Source organism: Bordetella sp. FB-8, assembly GCF_000382185.1.
In the GTDB taxonomy this organism is placed as follows: Bacteria; Pseudomonadota; Gammaproteobacteria; order Burkholderiales; family Burkholderiaceae_B; genus Bordetella.
Window position 1 is genome coordinate 2,113,153 of the sequence record NZ_KB907784.1, and the last position, 23,778, is coordinate 2,136,930.

Consider the following 23,778-nt stretch of genomic DNA (forward strand, 5'->3'; position numbering starts at 1 on the left):
TTTATCCACGGAATAGGCAAGATGAGCTCCATCCTGCAACAACTTATTAATGGTTTGACGATCGGAGGCATCTACGCGCTGATCGCGTTGGGCTACACGATGGTCTACGGCGTGCTCAAGCTGATCAATTTCGCCCATGGCGACCTGTGCATCCTGGGCGCCTTCATCGGCTTGACCACCCTGACGACCGGCGTGTTCGCCGGCCTGCCGACGCCGGTGCTGATGGCCCTGGCTTTCGTGATCGCCGTCATCGCCGTTGCCGTGACCGGCACCCTGCTAGATCGCGTCGCGTATAAGCCGCTGCGCCGCGCGCACCGCCTGTCCCCGATGGTCTCTGCACTGGGCGCCTCCATGATGATCGAGAACGGCATCATGCTGATCTGGGGGCCGAACGTGCGCGTGTTCCCCAGCAACCTGCTGCCCAATACGACCTGGCATATCGGCGGCGCGTATCTCAGTTTCGTGCAGCTGCTGATCATGATCGGCGCCCTGGTGCTGATGGTCGCGCTGTATTTCTTCGTGCATCACACTCGCGTGGGCACGGCCATCCGGGCCTCGGCGATCGACCAGGACGCCGCGCGGCTGATGGGCATCAACGTCAACCGCGTGATCGCCATGGTGTTCGTGATCGGCCCCGCGCTCGGCGCGGTGGGCGGCCTGTTCATCGGGCTTTATTACCGCCAGGCCTATTTCACCATGGGCTGGTCTTATGGCTTGAACGCCTTCATCGCGGCCATCATCGGCGGCATCGGCAACATCCCTGGCGCGATGCTGGGCGGCCTGCTGCTGGGCCTGTTCAACGTCTTTGCCGTGGGCTATGTGTCGAGCTCGTGGCAGGACGCGATCACGTTTGGACTCTTGATCGCAATCCTGCTGGTGCGGCCGTCGGGCCTGCTCGGCGAGCGCGTTGCGGAAAAGGTGTGAGGACTCGAACATGAACAAGCAAGTTATCGACGCGGCATCCGCGCCGCGTGCCGGCGAGTCCGCACGCGGCGGTGCGCGGTCCATGGCCTGGATCGGCATCGTGCTGTGGCTGGCTGGCCTGCTGCTGCCCGTGGCCTTGTCCCCGGCCTGGGTGACGATAGGCGGCGTCTTCGCCATCTACGCCATCGTCGCCCTGTCTCAGGACATCGTGCTGGGCCGCGCCGGCATCTACGACATGGGCCATGCCGTCTACTTCGGTGTCGGCGCCTACGTCACGGCCATCCTGTCCTTGAGCTTCGGCTGGCCCGTGCTGTGGACCATTCCGGTCGGCATCGTGGCGGCCGCGTTCCTCGGCGCCATCCTGTCCGCGCCCATCGTCAAGCTGCGCGGCGACTACCTGTTGGTGGTCACCATAGGCTTTAACGCGATCTTTCTGCTGGCCATGAAGAACGACATCTTCGGCCTGACCGGCGGCCCCGATGGCCTGTTCGGCGTGGCCGGGCCGTCCGTGTTCGGCCACGACCTGGGCAGCCAAAACGACCTGTTCTACTTGAACTGGGTGGCGCTGGCCCTTGTGCTCTGGCTCATGCGCAACCTGAACCGGTCGGCCCTGGGCCGCACCTTCCGCTATATCAAATACGACGAACTGGCCGCCACCACGCTGGGCGTGAACTCGCGCCGCTACAAAGTGGTCGTCTTCGCGCTGGCCGCCGCGGTTGCCGGACTGGGCGGGTCGCTGTTCGCGATGCAGCTGTCGGCGGTGAGTCCCGGCTCGTTCACGTTCGCCGATTCGGTCACGCTGTTCGCCATCGTGCTGGTCGGCGGACAGGCCTCGGTTCCCGGCGTGCTGCTGGGCACTGCCCTGATGTTCGTGGTGCCCCAGGTCTTCTCCGACCTGGCGCAATATCGCTACTTCGTCTTCGGCATCGCCATGATCGTGATCATGGTCCTGCGGCCGCAAGGCATCTGGCCCGCACGAAAGGGGGGCTGATTCGCATGGAAAATAACAATCAAACGGCTGCCCAGACGCTGCTGGAACTGAATAACGTGGGCATCAGCTTCGGCGGCTTGCGCGCGGTCGACCAGCTGGGTTTTCGCATCGAGCGAGGTCAGATCGTGGCCTTGATCGGTCCCAACGGCGCCGGCAAGACGACGGTGTTCAACCTGATCACGGGCGTGTACCGGCCGACCGACGGTCAAGTCAGCTGGCGCGGACGCGACGTGACGGGCCTGCCTCCGCATCGCATTGCCCAGCTGGGCATACGGCGCACGTTCCAGACCATTCGCCTGTTTTCCGACATGACGGTGCTCGAGAACGTGATCGCTGGTCAGCATCTGCAGATTCGCCAGCGCTGGTGGCAAGGGCTGCTGAACACGCCGGCGCAGCGCCGTGAAGAGAAGGCACTGGTGGACAAGGCGATGGCGGTGCTCGAACGCCTGGACCTGGCCGATGTCGCCCATGAAGAGGCTACCTCGCTGGCCTACGGCGTGCAGCGTCGCGTGGAGCTGGCGCGCTGCCTGGTGGCCGATCCGGAGCTGATCATCCTCGACGAGCCGGCCGCCGGCCTGAACGAAAACGAATCGGCCGAACTGAACGATACTATCCGCGCCATCCGCGACAGCGGCGTCACCGTCATTCTCGTCGAGCACGATATGAGCGTGGTGATGAACGTGGCCGACAACATTGTCGTGATCAACTTCGGCAAGAAAATCGCCGAAGGCAATCCGCAGGCAATCCGGAGCAACCCGCTCGTGATCGAGGCTTACCTGGGCCAGGACGACGAGGACGAGGCGCTGGAGCGCGAAGGACAGGCAAACTCATGAATCCCCTGCTCGAAGTCCAAGACCTGCGCGTCAACTACGGCCATATCCAGGCGCTCAAAGGCATTTCGCTCAACGTCAAGGAAGGCGAAGTCGTGGCCATCCTGGGTGCCAACGGTGCCGGCAAGACCACGCTCATGCGCACCTTGAGCGGCCTGATCGCGCCCCATAGCGGCGCCATCCGTTTCAACGGCCAGGAAACCACCAAGCTTGGCGCCGACAGGATCGTGCGCCTGGGCATCGGGCAGTCGCCCGAAGGCCGGCGCGTTTTCGGCACTCTTTCGGTCGCCGAGAATCTGAGGCTGGGCGGTTTCACGCGCCCGACCGCCGAAATCGGCCAGAGCTGCGAATACGTCTACAAGATTTTCCCGCGGCTCTACGAGCGGCGCACGCAATTGGCCGGGACTCTGTCTGGCGGCGAGCAGCAGATGCTGGCGATCGGCCGCGCGCTGGTCACCAAGCCCAAGCTGTTGCTGCTGGACGAGCCCAGTCTGGGCCTGGCGCCCATCATCATTCGCAACATCTTCCAGGTGCTGGGGGAGGTGCGCGACACCGGCGTGACCATCCTGCTCGTCGAGCAGAATGCGCGCATGGCGCTCAAGTTGGCCGACCGCGGCTATGTGCTGGAAGTCGGCCGCATGAGTCACGAAGGTCCTGCACGCGAGCTGCTGGCTTCGCCGGAAATCCAGGCTGCTTACCTGGGCCACGGTTAACGCGTCGATATCACAATCCGAGAGTCGGCAGTCCTGCGGCGGGCTCATGCCCTGAGGCGACTTAGGTGGCGGGGCAGTCCGCGTAGCGGACTTTGGGTGCCTAAGGCGGCGCCCAAACCCGCTACTTCGGAGCTCCGGGGCATGAGCCCGCCGCAGGACGTATTAAGGACTCAAATACGGTTTTGAAAAGCGTCTCAAGAACGCGAAGAAGACAGCAGCAACATCCGATATTGGCTGGGCGTCATCCCCACCGTAGCCTTGAACTGCCGCGTGAAAGCGCTGTGATCGTTGTAGCCGCACAAGGTGGCGATGTCGGTGATGCTGGCATCCCCCGCCAGCAGCCCCGATGCCGCATCCAGCCGCGCCTTGATCAGCATCTGCCGCGGCGTCAGATGAAAGATCTTGTGGAAATAGCGCTCGATCTGCGCCACCGACATATGCGCCTGTTTGGCAAGCTGCGGCAATTGCAGCGGTCTGGCGTAGTGTTCCTGGATGTGGCGGGCGACCGCCGCCAGGCGCTGATAGGCCGGGTGGCTGCCTTCGGGGGCCCGCAGATCGCGCGAGATGCCGGCCACGCCGATGACCTCGCCTTGCGCATCGCGCAGCGGCAGCTTGGTGGTCATGCACCAGCCGGGCTGGCGCCCCGGATAAAGGTGCAGCTCGAGTTGCTCGATCAGCTTGTTGCCGCTCGCCAGCACGGCCTTGTCCTGTGCCGTATAGATGCGGCCGAAGCGGGTCGGAAAGACCTGCTCTGCCGTCTTGCCCAATAACACGCGCGGTTCCTTCAAACCGCAGCGCGCGGCCAGCGTGCGGTTGGCCAGCACATAGCGCGCTTGGTTGTCTTTTACGAAGAACACCACGTCGGGCAGGGTGTCGAACACCGGTTCAAGCAGGGAAAAATGCGCGACTATGCCGGCCAGCTCGCCCGAAGCAATGCTTGCCGTCCAGGCGAGGTCGGTTGGATTCATGCCGCGCTCCTGCGGACGGGCCGCGTCTTAAGCAGCATCCGTATCGGCAAGGCCGGCCAGCGTGCCGATCCGCGTGGGGGACAGGGGGGGGCGGGTATTCGCGCTCTGCCAGCCGAAGCAGAATGCCGCCGCGCCGCCGCAGATGCGGCCCTGGCAGGGTCCCATGCCGCAGCGCGTATGCAGCTTGGCCATGCGCCACGAATCGTGCTCGGCGATCTCGCCATAGGCGACATCCTCGCAGCGGCAAAATACCGTGTCGTCCTTGGACAGTGCGCGCAGGCATGGATTCAACGCGAACGCCGCATGCAGGCGCCTGGAGAAATTCCGATAACGTTCGCGCGCCGCAAAGAGCCGGCGCGCGGCGTCCTGCCGCCCCAGCGCGGCGTGCGCGGCGATGCGGCCTTCCAGCGTCGACAGCTCCATGCCGCCCACACCCGTGCACTCGCCCGCGGCGTAGATATCGGTTTGCGAAGTGCGCTGCCAGGCATCGACCTGGACCGCCATCGCGTCGGCGTAAGAGATCGACGCGCAGCCCAGCGCCGTGGATAGCTCGAGGTTCGGCAAGAGGCCATAGGCGCAGGCGAGCCGCTCGCACGACAGCTCGATGTTGCCGCCAGGGCGTTGCACGCTAACGCCGCGCAGGCGGTCGTCGCCATGCGCCGCGACGACGTGTGCGCCACGCCAGTAGGGCGTGCGCCACAAGTCCAGCCGCAGTCGGATCGCCTGCGCGAGCTTGGCCGGCGTGAAAGCCAGCGCGCGGGCGAAACGTGCCACGGACCGGGGGGCCGCTTGCTCGACGATCGCCACGATGTGTGCGCCCTGCGCTTGCGCCGTCCTGGCGGCTGCCCACAGCAGCGGTCCGCTGCCAGCCACCACGATGCGCTGGTCCGTCACCGGCGTGCCGCCCTTGACGAGCGCCTGCAGGCCGCCTGCTCCGGTCACGCCGGGCAGAGTCCAGCCGGGAAAGGGCAGAAAACGTTCGCGCGCGCCGGTGGCAAGGATCAGTCGGCCGTAATTGAGCACCTGTGCGCGCTGTGCATCCTCAACCTGCAGGCGCTTGTCCGGCAGAGGTTGAACCACGCGCGTGCCGCACAGGCGCGTCAGGTTCGGGTGTCGTGCCAGGGCATCGAGCAGCGCGCGCGCCGGACCCGAGGGAGGATGGGCCGGTCCTTGCCGCCAGATCTGGCCTCCTGGGTGGATGTTGTCGTCGACGATGCCCACGCGCGCACCGGACTGCGCGGCCACGTGCGCCGCGGACAGCCCGGCCGGCCCGGCGCCGATGATCAGGATGTCAAATTGCTTAGGGGCCGCGCGCATCAGGTCGGTGCTCCGCAGTCTGTTGCCGTTTCGATACGCATGCCCGCCGCGATCGGCGTTTGGCAGGCCAGACGGTGCGCGCGTCCGTTTATGGTCACGCGGCATTCCTGGCATACGCCCATGCCGCACAGCGGCCCGCGCAGGGCCCCGGATACCGAGCGCCGCGTGATCACACCGCTGCCCAGGGTGTCGACCATGGCGTGCGCGATTGCGGCAGCCACGGTGACGCCGGTCGGCACGGCGACGCGGCGCCCGTCGATGTCCAGTTCGATATGTTCAGCCATGGGGGGCGCTTTCATTATCAAGGGACCCTAAGCGTGCCGGCAGATAGGGCGCGGCATCAATGGGCGCGGCCTGACCCAGCATCTGTGCCGCGATCAGCCTGGCGGTGCCCAGCGCCGTGGTGACGCCCAGGCCTTCGTGTCCCACGGCCAGCCAGGTGGACCGATGCGACGAACTGCCGGGCAGTGCCGGGCCGATCAACGGCAGGCCGTCCTGGGTCGCGGGTCGAAAGCCGGTCCATGCGCGCAGCGCGTTCAAGGCGGGCAGACCGGGCATGAACTGGCTGGCACGGCGCAGCATGCGCGCCAGCACGGCCGGCTCGACGGCCGGATCGGTCGTGTCGAACTGGCGCGAGGAGCCGATCAGCAGTTGGCCAGTCGGGCGAGGCTGCACATTGAAGGCCACCGAGGTGCCGCTGGATTGGTGCGCGCTCTTGATGTAGCCCAGCTCGAGAATCTGGTGCCGCACGAGACCCGGGTAGCGATCGGTGATCAGCAGGTGGCCCTTCTTGGGAACCAGCGGCAGGCCCGCCAGCAAGGCCGTTGCATCCAGGCCGTTGGCCACCAGGACAGCGCCGGCGGCCACGGTGGTGCCGTCGGCGAGCCGTACGCCGTGGCGCTCGATCGCGACCGCTTGGGCATCGGCGCGCATTTCGATGCGTCCGGCCACCGGCTGGGCAAGCAGCCAGGCCGCCGCGCTCGGGGCATAGACCACGGCGTCGTCAGGCACGATCATGCCGCCTGCCAGGCCCTCGCGCAAAGCCGGCTCGGCCTCGTGCAATTGCGCCGCGTCCAGCATCGAGCAGGCGATGCCCTGGACTTGCAACGCGTGCTGGCGCACGCGTGCCGCCGCCATTTCTTCTTCGTCGGCCGCCGCCCATACCGTGCCGCAGCGCACGAAGGCGTGTTTGGCTAGGAGCCTGGGGGCCAGTGCCAGCCACAGTTGCCGCGACCAGGCGCTCAGGGCGAACTCGGCAGGCGTGTCGTCCATGACCACCAGATGGCCCATGCCCGCCGCCGTCGTGCCGGTGCCGATGCCGGCACGGTCGACGACCTGCACCGACAGGCCATGCGCGGCCAGCTCGTGCGCGCAGGCCGCGCCGACGATGCCCGCACCGATCACGACGACATCCGGCAGGGCGCCTTGCGTCATAGCGCCCGCAGTCCCCGGGCAAACGGGTCATTGTCGTCGAACAGTAGCGTGCCTTGCCCACTTACATAGGCCCGGCCGCGCAGGGTGGGTACCACCTGGCCGGCCGGCAGGGTGTCGTCGCTTTCGTAGCGGGCCTCGAACACACTGCCGACGATGCTTTCCTGGCGCCACACCTTGCCCGGTTCCAGTTCCCCGGCGGCGGCCAGGCAGGCCACCTTGGCGCTGGTGCCGGTGCCGCAGGGCGAGCGGTCGTAGGCCTTGCCGGGACACAGCACGAAGTTGCGGCTGTCGATCCCGGGCTTGGGCGAATCGGCAAACAGCTCGATATGGTCGATCTGGGCGCCGTCCTTGCCGGTGATGCCTTGCTCGTCGAGCGCGCGGCGCATGGCCCAGGTGAATTCAGTCAGCACGTCGACGTGCGAGAAATCGAGCTGCTGGCCGTGGTCGGCCACCAGGAAGAACCAGTTGCCGCCCCAGCCTATGTCGCCGTGAACGCGGCCGTAGCCGGGAACGTCCAGCGGTACGGCATGCCGGTAGCGGTAGGCCGGGACGTTGCGCACGGTGACGCTGGCGTCGGCGTGCAGTTCGGCCTGAACCACGCCGACCGGGGTTTCGATCCGATGCCGGCCGGGTTCGATGCGGCCCATATAGGCAAGCGAAGCAACCAGGCCGATGGTGCCGTGGCCGCACATGCCAAGAAAGCCGACATTGTTGAAGAAGATCACGCCGGCCGAGCAGGTCGGGTCCGACGGCTCGCACAGCAGCGCGCCGACCAGCACGTCGGAGCCGCGCGGTTCGTTGACGATGCCGGCGCGCAGGTCGTCGTGGTCGCGCTTGAACAGCGCCAGGCGCTCGCTCAGCGGGCCTTTTCCCAGATCCGGGCCGCCTTCGGTCACCAGGCGGGTCGGTTCGCCGCCGGTGTGGGAGTCGATGATGTGTACGGTTTTCATGAGGACAATCGTAAGTCGGCCACGGCTATCGCGTCTTGCGCAACTGGCGCGGCATGCATGACGATTTTTGCACAATGGCCATGGGCCTTCGCGCCGGTTCGCCTGCGCCGCGTGGGCGGATCAGGCTTTGCGCCGGGACGTGAGAAAGTCCCGCAATTGGTCGCTGACGTGCCCGATGTGGCGCTGCAAAAGCGCGGCCGCTTCCCGGGCGCTACCTTTACGGCACAGGGCCACCAGCTCCGCGTGTTCTTCTTCGGCCTGCGCGGCGCTTTGCCGCGACAGCGACAGTTGCAGGCGCGTGTAGCGGTCCGTCTGCAGCAGCAGGGAGTTGACGATGCTCGCGGTCTTGGGCTGGTCGGCCCGCGACATCAGGCGCTGATGCAGCCGCGTGTTCAGTTCGCCCCAGCGCGCCGGGGAATTGGCGTGCAGTTCTTCGCTGTATTCCGCCAGGATCCGGTCCAGCTCGATGAAGTCCGGTTCGGTCAGTCGGGGCGCCGATTTTTGCAGCAGCATGGGTTCGAGCAGGCCGCGCAGCTCGAACAGTTCCTCGATCTCGGCTAGCGACAGCTCCGAGACGATCGCGCCTTTGTGCGGGAGGATCTGGATCAGTCCCTCGCTTTCCAGCTGTACGAAGGCTTCCCGCAAGGGGATGCGGCTGATGCCGAACTCGGCTGCCAGGGCATCCTGGCGCAGTTGAAAGCCTTCGGCCAGCTCGCCTTCGATGATCCTGCGCCGCAGTTCGTCGGCAGCCGCTTGCGCCCGTGTCGCGTGGCCCAGTGCAGAGCGCGTCGTATTCATTTTTTTGTCGCTCGAAAGGAAAAAACTGCGCTGCGTCTTGAGCCTCGAGATCCGAGTGGGGATGTTATTTCTGGATGTTCTTCGACCAGTTGGCGTACCAGCTGCGGAACAGGGCGTACTGCGTTTCGGCGTAGCGGCGCTGCGAGTCGCTCAGTGCGTCCGTTTCGTTGAAATGCAGCGTGTATTCCTTGTCGCCGTTGAGCACCATCAGATATTTATAGTACAGGACCAGGTCGGTGCCTTCGTCGAAGGAGGACAGCACGGCCAGAGCGCTTTCCAGTTCCTGCGCCTGGTGGCGGGCGAGGGCATCGCCCTTGCAGGCCTTGGTGCACAGATCAACCAGGTGCAGCACTTGGCGCGGCAGGGCATTGCCGATACCGGTAATGGCGCCGGTCGCGCCGCAGTTCACGAAGCCGTGGAATACCTGGGTATCGACGCCGGCCATCAAGGTGACGCTGTCGTCCTTGGATGTGATGTGCTCGGCGGCATAGCGCATATCCGCCGCACCGCCGAATTCCTTGAAGCCGACCAGGTTCGGGTGCTGGGCGCGCAGTTCGAAGAACAGATCGGCGCGCGTCGCAAAGCCATAGTAGGGGCTGTTGTAGATGACGGCGGGCAGCTCGGGCGCCGCTTGGAGAATGGCCGTGAAGTGGGCCTTCTGGGCAGCGGCGGACGAGCCGCGGGATAGGACGCGCGGGATGACCATCAGGCCCTGGGCGCCCACCTTGGCGGCGTGGGCGGCGTGCGATACCGCTTCCCGGGTGTTCACGGCACCGGTGCCCACGATGGTCGGGATGCCGGCGCCGGCCAGCCTGGCCACGCCCTCCTGGCGCTGGGCTTCGGTCAGAAGCGGCCAGTCGCCCATCGAGCCGCAATAAACGACCGCGCTCATGCCGATATCGATCAGTTCGCCGCCCTTGCGCACCAGGGCGTCGTAGTCCGGCTTGCGGTCGGCGGTGCACGGCGTCATCAGGGCGGGAATGGTGCCGTTGAAAATAGTGCTCATGGTCTTTCCTCGAAACGGGCTGGGGGATTTGGAGCGTGAGCCAGCTCGGCGCCGGCACGTTCAGGGCAGAGAATACTGTTATTTGAATATTTTATACAATATCCAAAATGTAAAGGAAGGGCGTACCACTTCCTGGCTGGCCCGCCTCACATCGGTCAATCGATGAAAAACGCGCCTATGCCGGGCGCCTTGGGTATTTACGCGGGGTACAGGGCCCCCAGCACCCTGGGGCCGCGGGCTCCGGTCACTTCGGGCACGCCCGCTTTCTGTCCATCCACGTGCATCTGCGCCAGCCAGGCAAAGGCCAGCGCCTCCATCCATTGTGCCGATACGCCTTCCTCATCCGTGGCTCTTGCCGGCCGCCGCAGGACATCGGCCAGGTCGCGCATCAGTCCGGCATTGCGTGCGCCGCCGCCGCAGACCAGCACCTCGGCAGCCTGGGGCAGGGCGGCATCCAGGGCATCGGCTACCGTTTGCGCCGTAAAGCGCTGCAGCGTGGCTTGCACGTCGGCGGGCTGTTTGTGCCGCCAGCCGGCCAGGCGGGCGTCGAGCCAGGCCGGATTGAACAGGTCGCGTCCGGTGGACTTGGGCGGTGGCAGCCTCAGCCAGGGCTCGCTGGCGATCAGTGTCTGCAGCAGCGCCGCGTCGACGCGGCCGCTGGCGGCCCATCGGCCGTCGGCATCGTAGGCCTGGCCGGTATGGCGCTGGCACCAGGCATCGAGCAGTACATTGGCCGGACCGGTGTCCAGGCCGCGTGGCGCCTGGCCTGGGGCCAGCAGTGTCAGATTGGCGATGCCCCCCAGGTTGAGGACAGCGCGGGGCGTGTCGCAGCCGAACATGGCCGCATGAAAGGGCGGCACCAGCGGGGCGCCCTGTCCGCCCGCCGCCACGTCCCGGCTGCGGAAATCGGCCACCACGTCGATACCGGCCAGCTCGGCCAGGAGCGCGGGCGCGTTGAGTTGGACGGTGTAGCCTTGTTCGGGCCGGTGCCGCACGGTTTGCCCATGCGCGCCGACAGCGCTCACGTCCGAGGCGGATAACCGGGTATCGGCCAGCAGGCGTTGCACGGCTTGGGCGTAGAGTCTTGCCAGCGCGTTGGCCGCGCGTGCCGCGCGTTCCAGTTCGTCGTGCCCCGCGGTGTTGAGCGCGAGCAATTCCGCCCGCAGTGCGTCAGGCATGGGCAGCGCCACGCCGGCCAGGGTTTGCGGACGGCCTTGGGACGACAGGCGCATCAGCACGCCGTCTACCCCGTCCATGCTGGTCCCGGACATCAGGCCGATGAAGAGGCGGCCGGCGTCCCGGCGGCCGGCGTTCCGGCGGCCGGCGCTCCGGCGGCCGGCGTTCCGGGGCGCCTGACGCAGAGGGGATGGTTCCGGCATTCGAGGGCTCGCTTGGCTGCGAGCAGCCCATTGCGTGTAAAGATCATTCATCGTAGCAAGAAAGACCTGCCGTGCTTTTGCCGCAGGGCAAATACAGAGCCTTCGTGGATTTTTTGCTTTTAAGCGCGAGGGGGTTGCGTTGTCCACCCGGTCAGCACGCCTGCGATCTGTTCTCGCATCCAGCGATGCAGCGGGCTGTGGTGAGTCCGCTCGTGCCAAGCCATGGCGATTTCGATGGTCGGGACGGAGATCGGCAATGGGTAGGATTTGAGCGCGGGAGCCCGTTCGCGCGCCAGCGTCGCTGGGAAAACCGCAACCAGATCGGTATCGCACAGAATTTGCTCGGCCGCCAAAAAGCTGGGCACCGATATCGTGCCGCGGCGCGAAAGATTCAGTTTGTGCAGCACGCCGTCGGTGACTCCGGAAAAATCCCCGCCCAGCGGCGACACGATCAAATGCTTCATCGATGAAAACACCTCCGGCGCGAGGGAGTCGCCGCGGTACGGATGGTCGCGCCGCATGACGCACACCAGATGTTCCTGATAGAGCTGGCGCATGTGCAGGCGATCATGATGGATCAGCGCGCTGCACCCGACAAGAAGGTCCACCTGGCCGGACGCCATATGGCTATCCAGGGCCGGGATCATGGCGCGGGTGCCCGGCACGAATCCCAGCTGCAGACCCGGCGCGGTATCGGCCAGGGTCGCGAACCATTTCCCTATGCGGCATTGGACGGCATCGCTGGCGCTGATCATGACGACGGCCTGGGCCGTGGACAGATCGAAGTCTTCGCGCTGCACGATGGCGCGAAAGCCGTCGACCAGTTCCGACAGCCTGGGAGCGATCCCCAGCGCCCGTGGAGTGGGTGTCATGGCGCGCGCACCCGGTATCAGCAAAGGGTCGTCGAACATGCGGCGCAGTCGCGCCAGTTGTGCGGAAACCGCCGGCTGGCTGCTGCGCAGCTTGGCGGCTGCGCGCGTCACGCTGCGTTCAGACAACAGGGTTTCCAGAGTCAGGAGCAGATTGAGGTCGAGGCGATTATCCATAATCTAAATCTTATATTAAGAATATATGAAATCGATTTGAATTATAGATTGGGCGGGCGCACTATTCATCCAAGCAAGGTTTAAGCGTTAACCCTTAATCGTTAACCCTTGTTTTCTAATATTTACTAGGAACCTCAACATGAAAACCCAATTCCTTTCCGCCCTCACTATTTCGGCCGCCCTGGGTCTGGCGAGCGTCTCGACCGGCGCCTTGGCCGCCGAATCCGACAAGCTGTTGGGCGCTGTCGCGCCTTCGGCCCAAGCCGACCGCACTGTCTCTCTGACCGGCGGCACCAGCAAAGTTCTCGTCAATTGGGGTGAAACGGTCAATTTCCTGGCCGCCAACGGCCAGAAATTCACCGTCAAGTTCGACGGTGTGCGCAGCGCCTTCAACCTGCAGGATCTGGTTCCCGCCGCCGCTCTGAACCGCCCTGTCGATGTCTATGTGCGCGGCGGTCTCAGCAAGCTTGGCGCGTGATTCGGGCATGGCTTTTCTGCGCCGGCCGCAGGCGATGAGGCAAGCGACCTGGCAGGCTTGCCCGATCTGCACCCTCGAACGGCAGGGCGGGTGACCCGCCCAGGGTCGATGAGCGCGGCAGGCGATCCCCACGAGGCTACGGCCGAGTGGGGATTTTTTCTGCCGCATCGCCCAAGCGCGAGCGAACCATTCTTTGCGCGACGCCTGTCAGCGTCAACAGTTCCTAGAGCGAGGCGACGTGATCGTTTGCGGGGGCGCGCTGGTCGGGCATCTGGGCCAACATGCGAATCTGCTCGCGATAGGGGGCCAGCGCGTGCATGAAGGCCGTACGCTCGCCGGGATCCAGGGCGCGAGCCACCGGCAGATCGACCGACAGCGGGTCCACGGGCCGGTTATCCACGCGCAATTCATAATGCAGGTGCGGGCCGGTGGCCCAGCCGGTGGCGCCGACATAGCCGATGACCTGGTCCTGCGACACCGTGTCGCCCTTGCGCAGGCCGTCGGCAATACGGCTTTGATGGGCATAGACGGTGGAGTACTTGCCGTAGTGCTTGATGATGACCACGTTGCCGTATCCGTTCTGCCAGCCCGCAAATTCGACCACGCCGTCAGCGGTGGCATGGATGGGAGTGCCCGCGGGCGCGGCGTAATCCACCCCCGTGTGGTTCGTCCAGATCTTGTGCAGCGGGTGCATGCGCATGCCGAAGGTCGAGCTGATGCGGGTGAACTTGAGCGCGGTGCGAAGAAAGGCGCCGCGCAGGCTGGTGCCGTCGAAGTCGTAATAGGCGCCTGACGCGGAGCCGGGGTTGGGGTTGAACCATGCGGCATCGTAGGACTTGCCGTCGTTGACGAACTCCACGGCCAGCACGCGGCCTGCGCCGGCGTAGCGGCCTTCGTGCTGCCGCGTTTCGTAAACCACGCGGAACCGGTCGCCTTGCCGCAGGTCGTGCAGGAAGTCGATCTTGGCGCCCAGGATGTCCGCGATCTGCAGCGTGACGGCATCGGGAATGCCGGCCTGGTCCGTGGCCGCGAAGAGCGACGATCGGATTACGCCCACCGCTAGATTGGTTCGCGTCGTCGTGTTTTCGTCGCTTTCGCGGGCGGTATAGCCGCCCTGGCCGTCCGACTCGACGACCAGCACGCGGGCGGTGCCTGACTGGGCCGGATCCGCGTCCTTGGCGTCGGGCGTATGCACATAGCGCAGCCAGGCCAGGTCGCCCGAATCGTCGGTGGCGGCCCGCACTGTGCGGCCGGGATAGAGCTTGTAGATGCTGCGCGCGCGGGCGTCCTGCGTGAGGAAGGCCAGCAGCTTGGGATCGTAGGCATCCAGCCGCTGCAGCACGGCGGCCAGCGTATCGCCCCGGCGTATGCGGGTTTCGCTGACGAAAGGGGCGGAACCGGCGCTGCCGACATGGATGTCGGCGGGCTTGAGCGGCAGGGGGCGGGTGATCAGATCCTGCACCGGAGCGGCCGGCTCGGAGCGGGGAACCATGCCCAGCGCTGCCGCGGCGGCGAAGAAGCCGACGGCGCAGGCGATCAGGGTTCGGCGGATCAGCGTGGCGCCGCGGCTGTTAGTCTGTGGGGCGGCAAAAAAGCGTCGAATCACGGGCGGTCTGCGTATTGGGATGTTTGGTTTGTTGTGAAATTGCTACAATTGTGAACGCGATCTGGAGGGTGCTGGATCATTTCTATTGTGCTTTTCAAGCGCTGCATGCTAAACGAATTGCCGGAAAATTTCGACCGCCGGGACATTCAGACGTCACTGGCCGGGTCATCGCGGGCGTTGTCGTTACAATTTTTATTGCCTTCCCTTCATCTATTTCTCGGTCTGCTCGCATTTCATGTCCCAATCCCAAGTCCCTGAATCGACCGGCGCAACCGCCTACGCCATCACTTCCGAAGTCCAAGCCGATATGCGCGTGGCCAAGCGCGGCTGCGACGAGCTGCTGGTCGAAACCGAATTCGCCCGCAAGCTGGCGCGCAGCCGCGCCACGGGCGTGCCGCTGCGCATCAAGCTGGGGCTGGACCCCACCGCGCCGGACATTCACCTGGGCCACACGGTGGTGCTCAACAAGATGCGCCAGCTGCAGGATCTGGGCCACACCGTCATCTTTCTGATCGGCGACTTCACCTCGATGATCGGCGACCCCAGCGGCCGCAACACCACGCGCCCGCCGCTCACGCGCGAGCAAATCGAGTCCAACGCCAAAACCTACTACGCCCAGGCCAGCCTGGTGCTCGATCCCGAGCGCACCGAGATCCGCTACAACTCCGAGTGGTCCGACCCGCTGGGCGCGCGCGGCATGATCCAGCTGGCCTCGCGCTATACCGTGGCGCGCATGATGGAGCGCGACGATTTCACCAAGCGCTTCAAGGGCGGTGTGCCCATTTCGGTGCATGAGTTCCTCTATCCGCTGATGCAGGGCTATGACTCGGTGGCGCTCAAGTCCGACCTGGAGCTGGGCGGCACCGACCAGAAGTTCAACCTGCTGGTGGGCCGCGAGCTGCAGAAGGAGTACGGCCAGGAGCCGCAGTGCATTCTGACCATGCCGCTGCTCGAGGGCCTGGACGGCGTCGAGAAGATGTCCAAGTCCAAGAACAACTACATCGGCATTTCCGATGCGCCCGAAACCATGTTCGGCAAGATCATGTCGATCTCCGACACGCTGATGTGGCGCTATTACGAGCTGCTATCTTTTCGATCGCTTGACGAAATCGCCGCGCTGCGCGCCCAGACCGAGGCCGGACGCAATCCGCGCGATGCCAAGGTGCTGCTGGGCCTGGAAATCGTGGGGCGCTTTCATAGCGCAGCGGCGGCCGACGGCGCGCTGGCGGCCTTCGAGGCGCGCTTTCGCGACGGCGCCATGCCGGACGACATGCCCGAGGTCTTGGTGGCCGGCGCGCCTGTCGGTATCCTCAAGCTGTTGCGCGAAGCCGGCCTGGTGGCCTCGGGCGCCGAGGCGCAGCGCAACATCGAACAGGGCGGCGTGCGTATCGACGGGGCGCGCGTCGAAGACAAATCGTTGCAATTGTCCGCGGGCTCTTATGTATTGCAGGTAGGCAAACGTAAATTCACCCGTGTTACTTTGAGTTAACAGGCCTAGTGCGAGCCTCAGGGTGCCGCGCGGGCTCCCCCATCCGGGGAGCCGGGCCTGGGTCGGACGGCAATGGGCCGCGCCGACCCGTTACCCGCAAGTAGGAGATGTCACCATGAAGCTATCGAGCCTTTCCTTTTCCGACCAGGAGCGGATCCCGGAACGCTATGCCTTCTGCAAGATCGATCTGCAGTCGCATGTCGTGCTGGCCGACAACTTCAACCCCCAGTTCTCCTGGGACGACGTTCCGGCCGGCACGCGCTCGTTCGTGCTGATCTGCCACGACCCCGACGTGCCCTCCAAGCCCGACGATGTCAACCAGGAGGGTCGTATCGTCCCGGCTGACCTGCCGCGTGTCGACTTCTTCCACTGGCTGCTGGTGGATCTGCCGGACGACTTGCGCGAAATCGACGAAGGTGCGTTTTCCAATGGCATCACGCCGCGCGGCAAGGGCGGCCCGCTGGCGCCGATGAATGCGCGCCAGGGCGTGAACGACTACACCGCCTGGTTCGCGGCCGACCGCGACATGAGCGGCGATTATTTCGGCTACGACGGTCCGTGCCCGCCCTGGAACGATGCCCTCATGCACCATTACGTCTTTACGCTCTACGCGCTGGATATCGAGGAATTGCCGGTGCAGGGCAATTTTAAAGGCGCCGACGTCCTGAGCGCCATGCAGGGGCACGTGCTGGCGCAGGCGTCGGTCACGGGCATCTACACGCTCAATCCCGAGTTGGCGCCCACGCGCATCGGCGCTTCGGCCAGCAGCTGACGCAGCGGCGTTGCCGTTGTTCAAGGCCCGTCATGCCGGCGGGCTTTTTCATGGGTTAAAATCTTGTCGATTGCCTTCCCCCTGTGTAACTGGCGAATCCGTGGGTCACCACAAGGAAGCACAGGGTTCTTCAGCGCCGGGGGCGGCGTACGTATTTGTGCTGCGCCTCGTCGCCTGCCGTTCGCCTGGGCTGATATTTTTGGGGCATTTCGTCGCGATAGCAACGATCCCTATCAACCTTCCTGAACGACAAGGACCACACGCTATGTTCGATCGCAACCTCACTGTCGACAAAGTCGACCCCGAAGTATGGGCCGCCATCCAGCAGGAAAACACCCGGCAGGAACAGCACATCGAGCTGATCGCCTCCGAGAACTACGCCAGCCCCGCTGTCATGCAGGCGCAGGGCACCCAGCTCACCAACAAGTATGCCGAGGGCTATCCGGGCAAGCGCTACTACGGCGGCTGCGAATACGTCGACATCGTCGAGACTCTGGCCATCGAGCGCCTGAAGAAGCTGTTCGGCGCCGAAGCCGCCAATGTGCAGCCCAACTCCGGCTCGCAAGCCAACCAGGGCGTCTACAACGCCGTGCTCAAGCCGGGCGACACCGTGCTGGGCATGAGCCTGGCCGAAGGCGGCCATCTTACGCATGGGGCCTCGGTCAATCAGTCCGGCAAGCTGTACAACTTCATCCAGTACGGGCTGGATACCGACGAAGTGCTCGACTACGCCAAAGTCGAAGCCCTGGCGCGCGAGCACAAGCCCAAGCTGATCGTGGGCGGCGCCTCGGCCTACTCGCTGCACATCGACTTCGAGCGCCTGGCCCGCATCGCGCACGAGAACGGCGCGCTCTTCATGGTCGACATCGCCCATTACGCCGGCCTGGTGGCCGGCGGCGCGTATCCCAACCCCGTGCCGCACGCCGACTTCGTCACCTCGACCACGCACAAGTCACTGCGCGGTCCGCGCGGCGGCGTCATCATGATGAAGGCCGAGTTCGAAAAGGCCGTCAATTCGGCGATCTTCCCCGGCATCCAAGGCGGCCCGCTCATGCACGTCATCGCCGCCAAGGCCGTGGCCTTCCAGGAGGCGCTCTCGCCCGAGTTCAAGACCTATGCCCGGCAAGTGGTCAAAAACGCCCAGGTGCTGGCCGATACACTGGTCAAGCGCGGCCTGCGCATCGTCTCGGGCAAGACAGAAAGCCACCTGATGCTGGTCGACCTGCGCGCCAAAGGCATCACCGGCAAGGAGGCCGAAGCCGTGCTGGGTCAGGCCCACATCACGGTCAACAAGAACGCCATCCCCAACGATCCGGAAAAGCCCTTCGTCACCAGCGGCATACGCCTGGGTACCCCGGCCATGACCACGCGCGGCTTCAAGGAAGCCGAGGCCGAGCTCACCGGCAACCTGATCGCCGACGTGCTGGACAATCCGGGCGACCAGGCCCATATCGCCGCTGTTCGCGCGCGGGTGAACGAACTCACCGCGCGCCTGCCGGTCTATCGCGGTTGAGGCGACGGCTGTCATGCCTGCCTGACGGCTGCCTTAGGGCAGCCGTTGTCGTATTCGCATTGTCCAAGCAGTCCTGTCCCCATTACAATTGCCTGTTATAACCAGGTCAACATCAGGGGTTTGCGCATGAAATGTCCTTTCTGCGACAACAGCGACACCCAGGTCGTGGATAGCCGCGTCTCCGAAGAAGGCGACACTATCCGCCGCCGTCGCCGCTGCCTGGCCTGCGACAAGCGTTTCACCACCTACGAGCGCGTAGAGCTCGTCATGCCTTCCGTGATCAAGCGCAACGGCATCCGCGTCGAATACGACCCGGCCAAGCTACGCGCTAGTCTCTCTCTGGCACTGCGCAAACGCACCATCAGCACCACCGAAGTCGATGCCGCCGTCGCGCGCATCGAGGAAAGGCTTCTGGCCAGCGGCGTGCGTGAAGTGCCCAGCGAGCGCATCGGCGAACTGGTGATGGGCGAGCTGAAGAAGCTCGACAAAGTAGCCTACGTGCGCTTTGCCTCGGTCTACCGCAGTTTCGAGGACATCGGCGAATTCATCGACGCGATCCGCGAAATGCAGGGCCCGCCCGCGCCGGGCAAGCTGCGCAAGGATTCGTAGAGCCTGTTGACACTACAGGGAGCCGCCCGTTGGCCGGTTATCGGGCGGTCCCTGTTGCGCGTCGGCGCGTAGCGCGCCCGGCGTATCCGGCGCATGGCGCCGCCATACCCGCCGCAGGTGGTGCGCTGAGCCGAAGCCGGCGCGTTCGGCCACCTGCTCCAGGCTCAGCCTGGTTTCGCGTATCAGCTCGCCGGCCAGTGCGAGCCGTATGCGGTAGAGATAATCCATGGGTGTGCAGCCCGCGTGCTCGGCGAACAAGCGGTTCAGATGCCGCGCGCTGGTGTGCGCCATGTCCGCCAGATCGGCGGCCGACCAGTCGGCCGCCGGTTCGCGCAGAATGGCATCCTGCACCCGATGCACCGCGGGGTGTACATGGTTGCGGCCTTTCAGCCAGGGCGAGAGGGCCGGGTCCTGCCCGGCGCGGCGCAGGTACACCACCATATGCCGCGCCGTCGCGCTGGCGATCTGCGGCCCGCAGACGCGCGCCACCAGATGCAGGGCCAGGTCTATGCCGGCGGTGATGCCCGCGCTGGTGTAGATGTTGCCATCCTGCACGAAGATACGGTTGTCGAGGATGCCGGCGCTGGGTTCGAGTTCGGCCAGTTGCGCCAGGCAGGTGTGATGGGTGGTGCATTCGCGCTGCCTTAGCAGGCCGGCCTTGGCCGCCAGCAGCGCGCCGGCGCAGACCGACACGAGTGTGCAGTCGCCGGGCAGGCCCTGCCCGAGCCAGTCCACTACGGCGCGGATCTGCGGCTCCTGCCAATTCGGGCCCGAGCCGACCTGGCCCGCCAGCACCACCAGCGCGTTCGCGGGCAACTGCGCGGGCAGGGGCTCGAGCCGGCTCAGGTACAAGCCCGAAAAGCCGGTTTCCAGCTCGGCGGCCGGCCCGCAGTAGTGCTGCTCGAATGCGTCCGGCGCGAACAGATTGGCCGAGCGGAACACCTCGCTCGGTCCGGCCAGGTCCAGCAGGATGATGTCGCGCGTGACGATGAAGTAGACCGGTATGGTCATGTGGTTCGCTCGGTGCCGGCTGTGCCTCGTCTCGTGCGCGTTCCGGGGGCAATCAGTCGGCCAATGCCTGCGCGGCCGGCAGGATCCTGGCAAAGCGGTTCACCAGCACCAGCTCGGTGTGGTCCTTGATCTCCTGCGGCGTGTAGACACGGCCCGAAGGGCTGGTCATCGCGAAGGTCAGGGTGGCATCCATGGCGTATTTCACCTTGAAGCCGTCGTCCGACGCGTGGCGCGCCGTGGTCTCGCAGCATTGCTCGGTGCGGATGCCGCAGATGATCACTTCTTCGATGCCGTGCTCGCGCAGCCAGGTCTGCAGGCTGGTGCCCGCGTCGTCCAGGCCGTAGAAGGAAGAATGCACCTTCTTGTAGAACACGTCGGCCGGTTGCGGCATCTTCAATTCGGCCAGCGTCTTCACATGGCCCGAGTCGCGGCTGAAGACGCTCGCGGGTTTTTCGGGTCCGTGGATATGGAAGACCTGCAGGATGGGGATGCCGCGCGCTGCGGCCGTATCCAGCAGGCCTTGCGTGGCACGGACGAAGGCGGGCAGGTTCGCATCGCTCCAGAAGGGCAGCTGGCGGAAGGATTCCTGGATGTCGATGGCAATGACGGCTTGTTTCATGATGACCTGTGTGTGACGGAAACAGACATGCAAGAGGGGGCGCAGTCGGGACTGTGCACTCTGCGGGTGGAGGCCGGGTTGGCGGCAAGTTCCCGGGCGGGGCGGCGTGGCCGGGGCACGAACTCGCCGCCGCAATTCGGGCAGCGTCCGCCCAGCACCTTTTGTACGCAATCTTCGCAGAAAGTACATTCGAACGAGCAGATGCGCGCGCTGGGGTCGTCGGGCGGCAGGTCCCGGTCGCAGCATTCGCAGCCTGGGCGCAGTTCCAGCATCACGGCCTCCTGGGTTGGGAATGTTGGTATTCTGTCCGGAAAAGCAGTCTGGCGCGAGACAGGCGGCGGACTTTAACCGGACCAAAACGGACATCACGATGAGCTTGCTGCTGGAGCAGAGTTTCGAACGCACCCTGGATGCCTGGGTGCGCGAGTTTTCCGACCCCTCCTACGAGGGCGCCCAGATCGAGGCCTGGCTCTTCGAGGACGAGGCCGCCCGCCGCGACGCAGAGCGCCGCCTGGCCGAGGCCGGCGTAACCGCCAGGTTGCGCAGCGCCTACAAGCCGCTGGTGCACTATTTTCTGGAAGAGGCGGACCTTTCCGGCCTGCACGCCGTGGCCATTCGCTATCCGATCCACGAGGCCGCCATGGCCAAGCGGTTCACGCTCGAAGCTTATCCGCTGGCCGGCCTGCTCGAAGGCGTCCCGGTGTCGTTCGCCGCCGGCTCCGCCGAGCTTTACTACGAGGTCGAACTGCGTTATGAAGGCGGTCGCGTCAAGCGTGCGTGGGTCTATGCGCCCAACCGCCTGGCCAGGGACTATGCCGGCCAGGACGCCCTGTCGCCCACCGGCTGGGTGCGCGCCGTCGATGCCGGCGGCGTGCGGCTGGACGAGGCGCGCGATACGGAATTTTCGCTGGCCTATGCGGCGGTGATGGACACCGTGAGCAAGCACCCCTGGGGCAGCAGCGAGCCCTATTTCGAGCGCCTGGAAATCCGCGTCGACATCCCCGCCATCGAGCGGGACCTGGGCTATTGCGGCGAGGCGATGAGCACGGTCGAAGCGCTGCATGAAGACATCTACTTCGGCCTGCTCGAAGTGTTCCAGCTGCATTCGGGGCGGCCGCTGGGCAGCCGCGGCCTGCAGCCCGGCCAGATCATTCCCGACGTGCGCCGCGCCGAGCAAGGCGGCGCTCGGGTGTGCATCACGACCGTGGCTTACGAACCCATGGCGGATGTCACGCCGGACAGCGCCGGCCTGCCGCTGGAACAGGCCGACGCGCCGCTGACGCCGGCGCGCATCGCCCATGAAATGCGGCAGATCGGCGGCGCACCCTATAGCGTGCTTACGCGCCAGGGCCGGCCCGTGCTTTGTACCTACGTCAAGGGCAGCGATCCGGCCGTGCTGATTTCCGGCGGGCAGCATGCCAACGAGGCTTCGGGCGTCGTGGGCGCGCTGCGTGCCGCCCATGTTCTCAAGGCTCGTCCCGGTGCGCATTTCGCGCTCATCGGTTCCGAGAACCCGGACGGCTACGCCCTGTACGCGCGCCTGCGCGAGCACAACCCGCGGCACATGCTGCACGCCGCGCGCTACTCGGCCCTGGGCGACGACCTGGCCTACCGCGAGCGCGAGCCCGCCTACGAGTCGGCCGCGCGCCGCCAGGCGCTGCAGGTCAGCGGGGCGCAATTGCACATCAATCTGCACGGCTATCCCTCCCATGAATGGACGCGCCCGCTGGCCGGCTACCTGCCGCGCGGATTCGAGCTGTGGACCCTGCCCAAGGGTTTCTTTCTGCTGCTCAGGCACCATCCCGGCTGGGACGACAGGGCGCGGCGGCTGATCGCCGGCGTGACCGGCGGCCTGGCGCGGCGCGTGCCCGAACTGGCGGCCTTCAATGCGCGCCAGATCGAGGTATTTCAGGCCCATGCGCTGGAGCGCGGCTTCGAGGCGATGAACGGCATCCCCGTGCTCCTCGCCGAAAGCGATGCCGAGATCGCGCCGCTCTCGCTCATCGCCGAATTCCCGGACGAGACCCTCTACGGCGATGCCTTCCGATTCGCCCAGACGGTGCAGACCGAGACGGTGCTGGCGGCGGTGGAGAGCTATCTGGCCCTCTGACGCCGCGCCACGCGGCCAGCCCGCGTGCGGCATATGCGCGGCATACAATCGAATCAATATGGCCGATCCCTTGCCGCAAGACCTCGCCCACATGCGCCGAGCGCTCGATCTGGCGCATGGCGTGCTCTATACCACCTCGCCCAACCCTCGGGTCGGTTGCGTGATCGTGCGCGACGGCCGGGTGCTGGGCGAGGGCGCCACCCAGCCGCCGGGCGGCCCGCACGCCGAGATCGTCGCGCTGCGCAACGCCCAGGCCCACGGCCACTCGGCCGAAGGAGCGACGGTCTACGTCACGCTGGAGCCGTGCAGCCATCACGGCCGCACGCCGCCCTGCGTGGATGCGCTTCTGGCCGCGCGGCCCGCCCGCGTGGTGGTCGCCATGGGCGATCCCAATCCCCGGGTCAATGGCGCAGGCCTGGCCAGGCTGCGCGCGGCCGGCATCGCGGTCGAGGTGGGGCTGTGCCTGGACGAAGCCCTGGCGCTCAACCCGGGTTTCGTGGCCCGCATGCGGCGCGGCACACCCTGGACCTGGCTCAAGCTGGCGGCCTCGCTCGATGGCCGCAGCGCCCTGCATAACGGCGTGTCCCAATGGATCACCGGCCGCGAGGCGCGCGCCGACGGCCATCGCTGGCGCGCGCGCAGTTGCGTGGTGCTGACCGGCATGGGCACCGTGCTGGCCGACGATCCCCGGCTCAATGTGCGCGACGTGGACACGCCGCGCCAGCCGCGCAAGGCCGTGGTCGACGGACGCTTCGTCATCCCCGAGGACGCGCGCCTGTTCGACGGAACCGAGGTGCTGGTGTTCACGGCCAAGGCCGATCCGGCCAAGGCCGAGCGCCTGGCGCGCAAGAATGTAAAGACCATATCGATGCCTGGCGCAGAACCATTGCGGGTCGATTTGCCTGGCATGATGCGCTGGCTGGGCGAGCACGAGACCAACGAAGTGCATGTCGAAAGCGGCGCCGGCCTGTCCGGCGCGTTGCTGCGGGCCGGCTGCGTCGACGAGCTTCTGGCCTACCTGGCGCCGGTGCTGCTGGGCGACGCTGCAGGCATGGTGTGTCTGCCCGAGCTCGAAAGCCTGGACGCGGCGCAACGCTTCGAATTCATCGAGACGCTGCGCGTCGGCGACGACGTGCGGCTGCGCGCGCGCGCTGCGCAGCGCTGGCAGGCGCTGCGGTCGGGGCTGGACGCCGCGCCGCCGCCGGCTTGAGCGAT

At 65.8% G+C, this 23,778-nt stretch carries 24 protein-coding genes and 1 riboswitch; of the genes, 11 read left to right on the top strand and 13 right to left on the bottom strand.

Translation table 11 applies throughout. The features are described from left to right. Positions 1 to 21 precede the first annotated feature (21 nt). Genes H143_RS0110115 through H143_RS0110130 form a run of 4 tightly spaced genes read left to right on the top strand, consistent with a single transcriptional unit; the run spans position 22 to position 3,458 of the window. Complete coding sequence (locus H143_RS0110115) at positions 22 to 924, top strand: branched-chain amino acid ABC transporter permease (protein ID WP_019938129.1); 903 nt, start codon at positions 22 to 24, stop codon at positions 922 to 924. Between the two features lie 10 nt (positions 925 to 934). Further along, positions 935 to 1,915: a branched-chain amino acid ABC transporter permease gene (locus tag H143_RS0110120; RefSeq protein ID WP_019938130.1), complete on the top strand. Its 981-nt coding sequence runs from the start codon at positions 935 to 937 to the stop codon at positions 1,913 to 1,915. A gap of 5 nt (positions 1,916 to 1,920) precedes the next feature. Then, on the top strand, positions 1,921 to 2,748 hold the full coding sequence (locus H143_RS0110125) for an ABC transporter ATP-binding protein (RefSeq protein WP_019938131.1): 828 nt from the start codon (positions 1,921 to 1,923) through the stop codon (positions 2,746 to 2,748). Beyond that, positions 2,745 to 3,458, top strand: a complete 714-nt coding sequence (locus H143_RS0110130) for an ABC transporter ATP-binding protein (protein WP_019938132.1) — start codon at positions 2,745 to 2,747, stop codon at positions 3,456 to 3,458. The genes H143_RS0110125 and H143_RS0110130 overlap by 4 nt, the downstream gene beginning before the upstream one ends. Before the next feature lie 194 nt (positions 3,459 to 3,652). Here H143_RS0110130 and H143_RS0110135 read toward each other — a convergent pair whose 3' ends face one another. From H143_RS0110135 to H143_RS0110175, 9 genes are all read right to left on the bottom strand, one after another. After that, positions 3,653 to 4,426, bottom strand: a complete 774-nt coding sequence (locus tag H143_RS0110135) for an AraC family transcriptional regulator (RefSeq protein WP_019938133.1) — start codon at positions 4,424 to 4,426, stop codon at positions 3,653 to 3,655. A 27-nt stretch (positions 4,427 to 4,453) separates the two neighbouring features. Next, positions 4,454 to 5,743: an FAD-dependent oxidoreductase gene (locus tag H143_RS0110140; RefSeq protein WP_019938134.1), complete on the bottom strand. Its 1,290-nt coding sequence runs from the start codon at positions 5,741 to 5,743 to the stop codon at positions 4,454 to 4,456. Continuing rightward, complete coding sequence (locus tag H143_RS0110145; RefSeq protein ID WP_019938135.1) at positions 5,743 to 6,027, bottom strand: (2Fe-2S)-binding protein; 285 nt, start codon at positions 6,025 to 6,027, stop codon at positions 5,743 to 5,745. The genes H143_RS0110140 and H143_RS0110145 overlap by 1 nt, the downstream gene beginning before the upstream one ends. Continuing rightward, positions 6,020 to 7,177 (bottom strand): FAD-binding oxidoreductase, encoded by a 1,158-nt coding sequence (locus tag H143_RS0110150; protein ID WP_019938136.1) that lies wholly within the window; start codon positions 7,175 to 7,177, stop codon positions 6,020 to 6,022. Before H143_RS0110150 ends, H143_RS0110145 begins: the two co-directional genes overlap by 8 nt. Then, the gene (locus H143_RS0110155) at positions 7,174 to 8,127 is read right to left on the bottom strand and encodes a 4-hydroxyproline epimerase (protein WP_019938137.1); all 954 of its coding nucleotides are present in this window, start codon (positions 8,125 to 8,127) and stop codon (positions 7,174 to 7,176) included. The genes H143_RS0110150 and H143_RS0110155 overlap by 4 nt, the downstream gene beginning before the upstream one ends. 120 nt (positions 8,128 to 8,247) lie before the next feature. Next, a complete protein-coding gene (locus tag H143_RS0110160; protein WP_019938138.1) occupies positions 8,248 to 8,925 on the bottom strand; it encodes a GntR family transcriptional regulator in 678 nt (225 codons plus the stop codon). Positions 8,926 to 8,989: 64 nt separating this feature from the next. Then, positions 8,990 to 9,931, bottom strand: coding sequence for a dihydrodipicolinate synthase family protein (locus H143_RS0110165; RefSeq protein WP_019938139.1), 942 nt, complete (start codon positions 9,929 to 9,931; stop codon positions 8,990 to 8,992). Positions 9,932 to 10,128: 197 nt separating this feature from the next. Next, on the bottom strand, positions 10,129 to 11,310 hold the full coding sequence (locus H143_RS0110170) for an anhydro-N-acetylmuramic acid kinase (protein ID WP_019938140.1): 1,182 nt from the start codon (positions 11,308 to 11,310) through the stop codon (positions 10,129 to 10,131). 119 nt (positions 11,311 to 11,429) lie between these two features. Continuing rightward, positions 11,430 to 12,356 (bottom strand): LysR family transcriptional regulator, encoded by a 927-nt coding sequence (locus tag H143_RS0110175; protein WP_019938141.1) that lies wholly within the window; start codon positions 12,354 to 12,356, stop codon positions 11,430 to 11,432. A 139-nt stretch (positions 12,357 to 12,495) separates the two neighbouring features. On the opposite strand from H143_RS0110175, the gene H143_RS0110180 reads away from it, so the two are divergent. After that, positions 12,496 to 12,834 (top strand): CzcE family metal-binding protein, encoded by a 339-nt coding sequence (locus H143_RS0110180; RefSeq protein WP_019938142.1) that lies wholly within the window; start codon positions 12,496 to 12,498, stop codon positions 12,832 to 12,834. Between the two features lie 223 nt (positions 12,835 to 13,057). Here the strand turns inward: H143_RS0110180 and H143_RS0110185 are convergent, their stop codons facing one another. Beyond that, positions 13,058 to 14,440: a M23 family metallopeptidase gene (locus H143_RS0110185; protein ID WP_019938143.1), complete on the bottom strand. Its 1,383-nt coding sequence runs from the start codon at positions 14,438 to 14,440 to the stop codon at positions 13,058 to 13,060. A 235-nt stretch (positions 14,441 to 14,675) separates the two neighbouring features. Between H143_RS0110185 and tyrS the strand changes: the two genes are divergently transcribed. From tyrS to nrdR, 4 genes are all read left to right on the top strand, one after another. Continuing rightward, positions 14,676 to 15,929 (top strand): tyrosine--tRNA ligase, encoded by a 1,254-nt coding sequence (gene tyrS, locus H143_RS0110190; RefSeq protein WP_019938144.1) that lies wholly within the window; start codon positions 14,676 to 14,678, stop codon positions 15,927 to 15,929. A gap of 115 nt (positions 15,930 to 16,044) precedes the next feature. Then, positions 16,045 to 16,701, top strand: a complete 657-nt coding sequence (locus H143_RS0110195) for a YbhB/YbcL family Raf kinase inhibitor-like protein (RefSeq protein WP_019938145.1) — start codon at positions 16,045 to 16,047, stop codon at positions 16,699 to 16,701. A 75-nt stretch (positions 16,702 to 16,776) separates the two neighbouring features. Continuing rightward, positions 16,777 to 16,899: riboswitch (ZMP/ZTP riboswitch) on the top strand. A gap of 67 nt (positions 16,900 to 16,966) precedes the next feature. Continuing rightward, a complete protein-coding gene (glyA, locus tag H143_RS0110200) occupies positions 16,967 to 18,214 on the top strand; it encodes a serine hydroxymethyltransferase (protein ID WP_019938146.1) in 1,248 nt (415 codons plus the stop codon). A gap of 126 nt (positions 18,215 to 18,340) precedes the next feature. Further along, positions 18,341 to 18,823 carry a transcriptional regulator NrdR gene (gene nrdR / locus H143_RS0110205; protein ID WP_019938147.1) on the top strand — a complete coding sequence of 161 codons (483 nt, stop codon included), beginning with the start codon at positions 18,341 to 18,343 and terminating at the stop codon, positions 18,821 to 18,823. 12 nt (positions 18,824 to 18,835) lie between these two features. On the opposite strand, the gene H143_RS0110210 is transcribed toward nrdR, so the two are convergent. The 3 genes from H143_RS0110210 to H143_RS22040 are packed head-to-tail and all read right to left on the bottom strand — an operon-like array spanning position 18,836 to position 20,725. Further along, positions 18,836 to 19,834: a GlxA family transcriptional regulator gene (locus H143_RS0110210; protein ID WP_019938148.1), complete on the bottom strand. Its 999-nt coding sequence runs from the start codon at positions 19,832 to 19,834 to the stop codon at positions 18,836 to 18,838. A 52-nt stretch (positions 19,835 to 19,886) separates the two neighbouring features. Continuing rightward, on the bottom strand, positions 19,887 to 20,453 hold the full coding sequence (locus H143_RS0110215) for a cysteine hydrolase family protein (protein WP_019938149.1): 567 nt from the start codon (positions 20,451 to 20,453) through the stop codon (positions 19,887 to 19,889). Continuing rightward, on the bottom strand, positions 20,450 to 20,725 hold the full coding sequence (locus tag H143_RS22040; RefSeq protein WP_081627033.1) for a DUF1272 domain-containing protein: 276 nt from the start codon (positions 20,723 to 20,725) through the stop codon (positions 20,450 to 20,452). The genes H143_RS0110215 and H143_RS22040 overlap by 4 nt, the downstream gene beginning before the upstream one ends. Before the next feature lie 98 nt (positions 20,726 to 20,823). Between H143_RS22040 and H143_RS0110220 the strand changes: the two genes are divergently transcribed. Both H143_RS0110220 and ribD read left to right on the top strand, forming a co-directional pair. Continuing rightward, the gene (locus H143_RS0110220) at positions 20,824 to 22,563 is read left to right on the top strand and encodes a hypothetical protein (RefSeq protein WP_019938150.1); all 1,740 of its coding nucleotides are present in this window, start codon (positions 20,824 to 20,826) and stop codon (positions 22,561 to 22,563) included. A gap of 58 nt (positions 22,564 to 22,621) precedes the next feature. After that, positions 22,622 to 23,773, top strand: a complete 1,152-nt coding sequence (ribD, locus tag H143_RS0110225; protein ID WP_019938151.1) for a bifunctional diaminohydroxyphosphoribosylaminopyrimidine deaminase/5-amino-6-(5-phosphoribosylamino)uracil reductase RibD — start codon at positions 22,622 to 22,624, stop codon at positions 23,771 to 23,773. Positions 23,774 to 23,778 lie beyond the last annotated feature (5 nt).

What these genes read in the sequence shown, in the direction of transcription:
- H143_RS0110160 (WP_019938138.1), bottom strand. Translation starts at nt 8,925, where the DNA reads ATGAATACGACGCGCTCTGCACTGGGCCACGCGACACGGGCGCAAGCG.
- H143_RS0110215 (WP_019938149.1), bottom strand. Translation starts at nt 20,453, where the DNA reads ATGAAACAAGCCGTCATTGCCATCGACATCCAGGAATCCTTCCGCCAG.
- H143_RS0110120 (WP_019938130.1), top strand. Translation starts at nt 935, where the DNA reads ATGAACAAGCAAGTTATCGACGCGGCATCCGCGCCGCGTGCCGGCGAG.
- H143_RS0110145 (WP_019938135.1), bottom strand. Translation starts at nt 6,027, where the DNA reads ATGGCTGAACATATCGAACTGGACATCGACGGGCGCCGCGTCGCCGTG.
- H143_RS0110165 (WP_019938139.1), bottom strand. Translation starts at nt 9,931, where the DNA reads ATGAGCACTATTTTCAACGGCACCATTCCCGCCCTGATGACGCCGTGC.
- H143_RS0110140 (WP_019938134.1), bottom strand. Translation starts at nt 5,743, where the DNA reads ATGCGCGCGGCCCCTAAGCAATTTGACATCCTGATCATCGGCGCCGGG.
- H143_RS0110210 (WP_019938148.1), bottom strand. Translation starts at nt 19,834, where the DNA reads ATGACCATACCGGTCTACTTCATCGTCACGCGCGACATCATCCTGCTG.
- H143_RS0110155 (WP_019938137.1), bottom strand. Translation starts at nt 8,127, where the DNA reads ATGAAAACCGTACACATCATCGACTCCCACACCGGCGGCGAACCGACC.
- H143_RS0110130 (WP_019938132.1), top strand. Translation starts at nt 2,745, where the DNA reads ATGAATCCCCTGCTCGAAGTCCAAGACCTGCGCGTCAACTACGGCCAT.
- ribD (WP_019938151.1), top strand. Translation starts at nt 22,622, where the DNA reads ATGGCCGATCCCTTGCCGCAAGACCTCGCCCACATGCGCCGAGCGCTC.
- H143_RS0110115 (WP_019938129.1), top strand. Translation starts at nt 22, where the DNA reads ATGAGCTCCATCCTGCAACAACTTATTAATGGTTTGACGATCGGAGGC.
- nrdR (WP_019938147.1), top strand. Translation starts at nt 18,341, where the DNA reads ATGAAATGTCCTTTCTGCGACAACAGCGACACCCAGGTCGTGGATAGC.
- H143_RS0110180 (WP_019938142.1), top strand. Translation starts at nt 12,496, where the DNA reads ATGAAAACCCAATTCCTTTCCGCCCTCACTATTTCGGCCGCCCTGGGT.
- H143_RS22040 (WP_081627033.1), bottom strand. Translation starts at nt 20,725, where the DNA reads ATGCTGGAACTGCGCCCAGGCTGCGAATGCTGCGACCGGGACCTGCCG.
- H143_RS0110195 (WP_019938145.1), top strand. Translation starts at nt 16,045, where the DNA reads ATGAAGCTATCGAGCCTTTCCTTTTCCGACCAGGAGCGGATCCCGGAA.
- glyA (WP_019938146.1), top strand. Translation starts at nt 16,967, where the DNA reads ATGTTCGATCGCAACCTCACTGTCGACAAAGTCGACCCCGAAGTATGG.
- tyrS (WP_019938144.1), top strand. Translation starts at nt 14,676, where the DNA reads ATGTCCCAATCCCAAGTCCCTGAATCGACCGGCGCAACCGCCTACGCC.
- H143_RS0110135 (WP_019938133.1), bottom strand. Translation starts at nt 4,426, where the DNA reads ATGAATCCAACCGACCTCGCCTGGACGGCAAGCATTGCTTCGGGCGAG.
- H143_RS0110125 (WP_019938131.1), top strand. Translation starts at nt 1,921, where the DNA reads ATGGAAAATAACAATCAAACGGCTGCCCAGACGCTGCTGGAACTGAAT.
- H143_RS0110220 (WP_019938150.1), top strand. Translation starts at nt 20,824, where the DNA reads ATGAGCTTGCTGCTGGAGCAGAGTTTCGAACGCACCCTGGATGCCTGG.
- H143_RS0110150 (WP_019938136.1), bottom strand. Translation starts at nt 7,177, where the DNA reads ATGACGCAAGGCGCCCTGCCGGATGTCGTCGTGATCGGTGCGGGCATC.
- H143_RS0110170 (WP_019938140.1), bottom strand. Translation starts at nt 11,310, where the DNA reads ATGCCGGAACCATCCCCTCTGCGTCAGGCGCCCCGGAACGCCGGCCGC.
- H143_RS0110175 (WP_019938141.1), bottom strand. Translation starts at nt 12,356, where the DNA reads ATGGATAATCGCCTCGACCTCAATCTGCTCCTGACTCTGGAAACCCTG.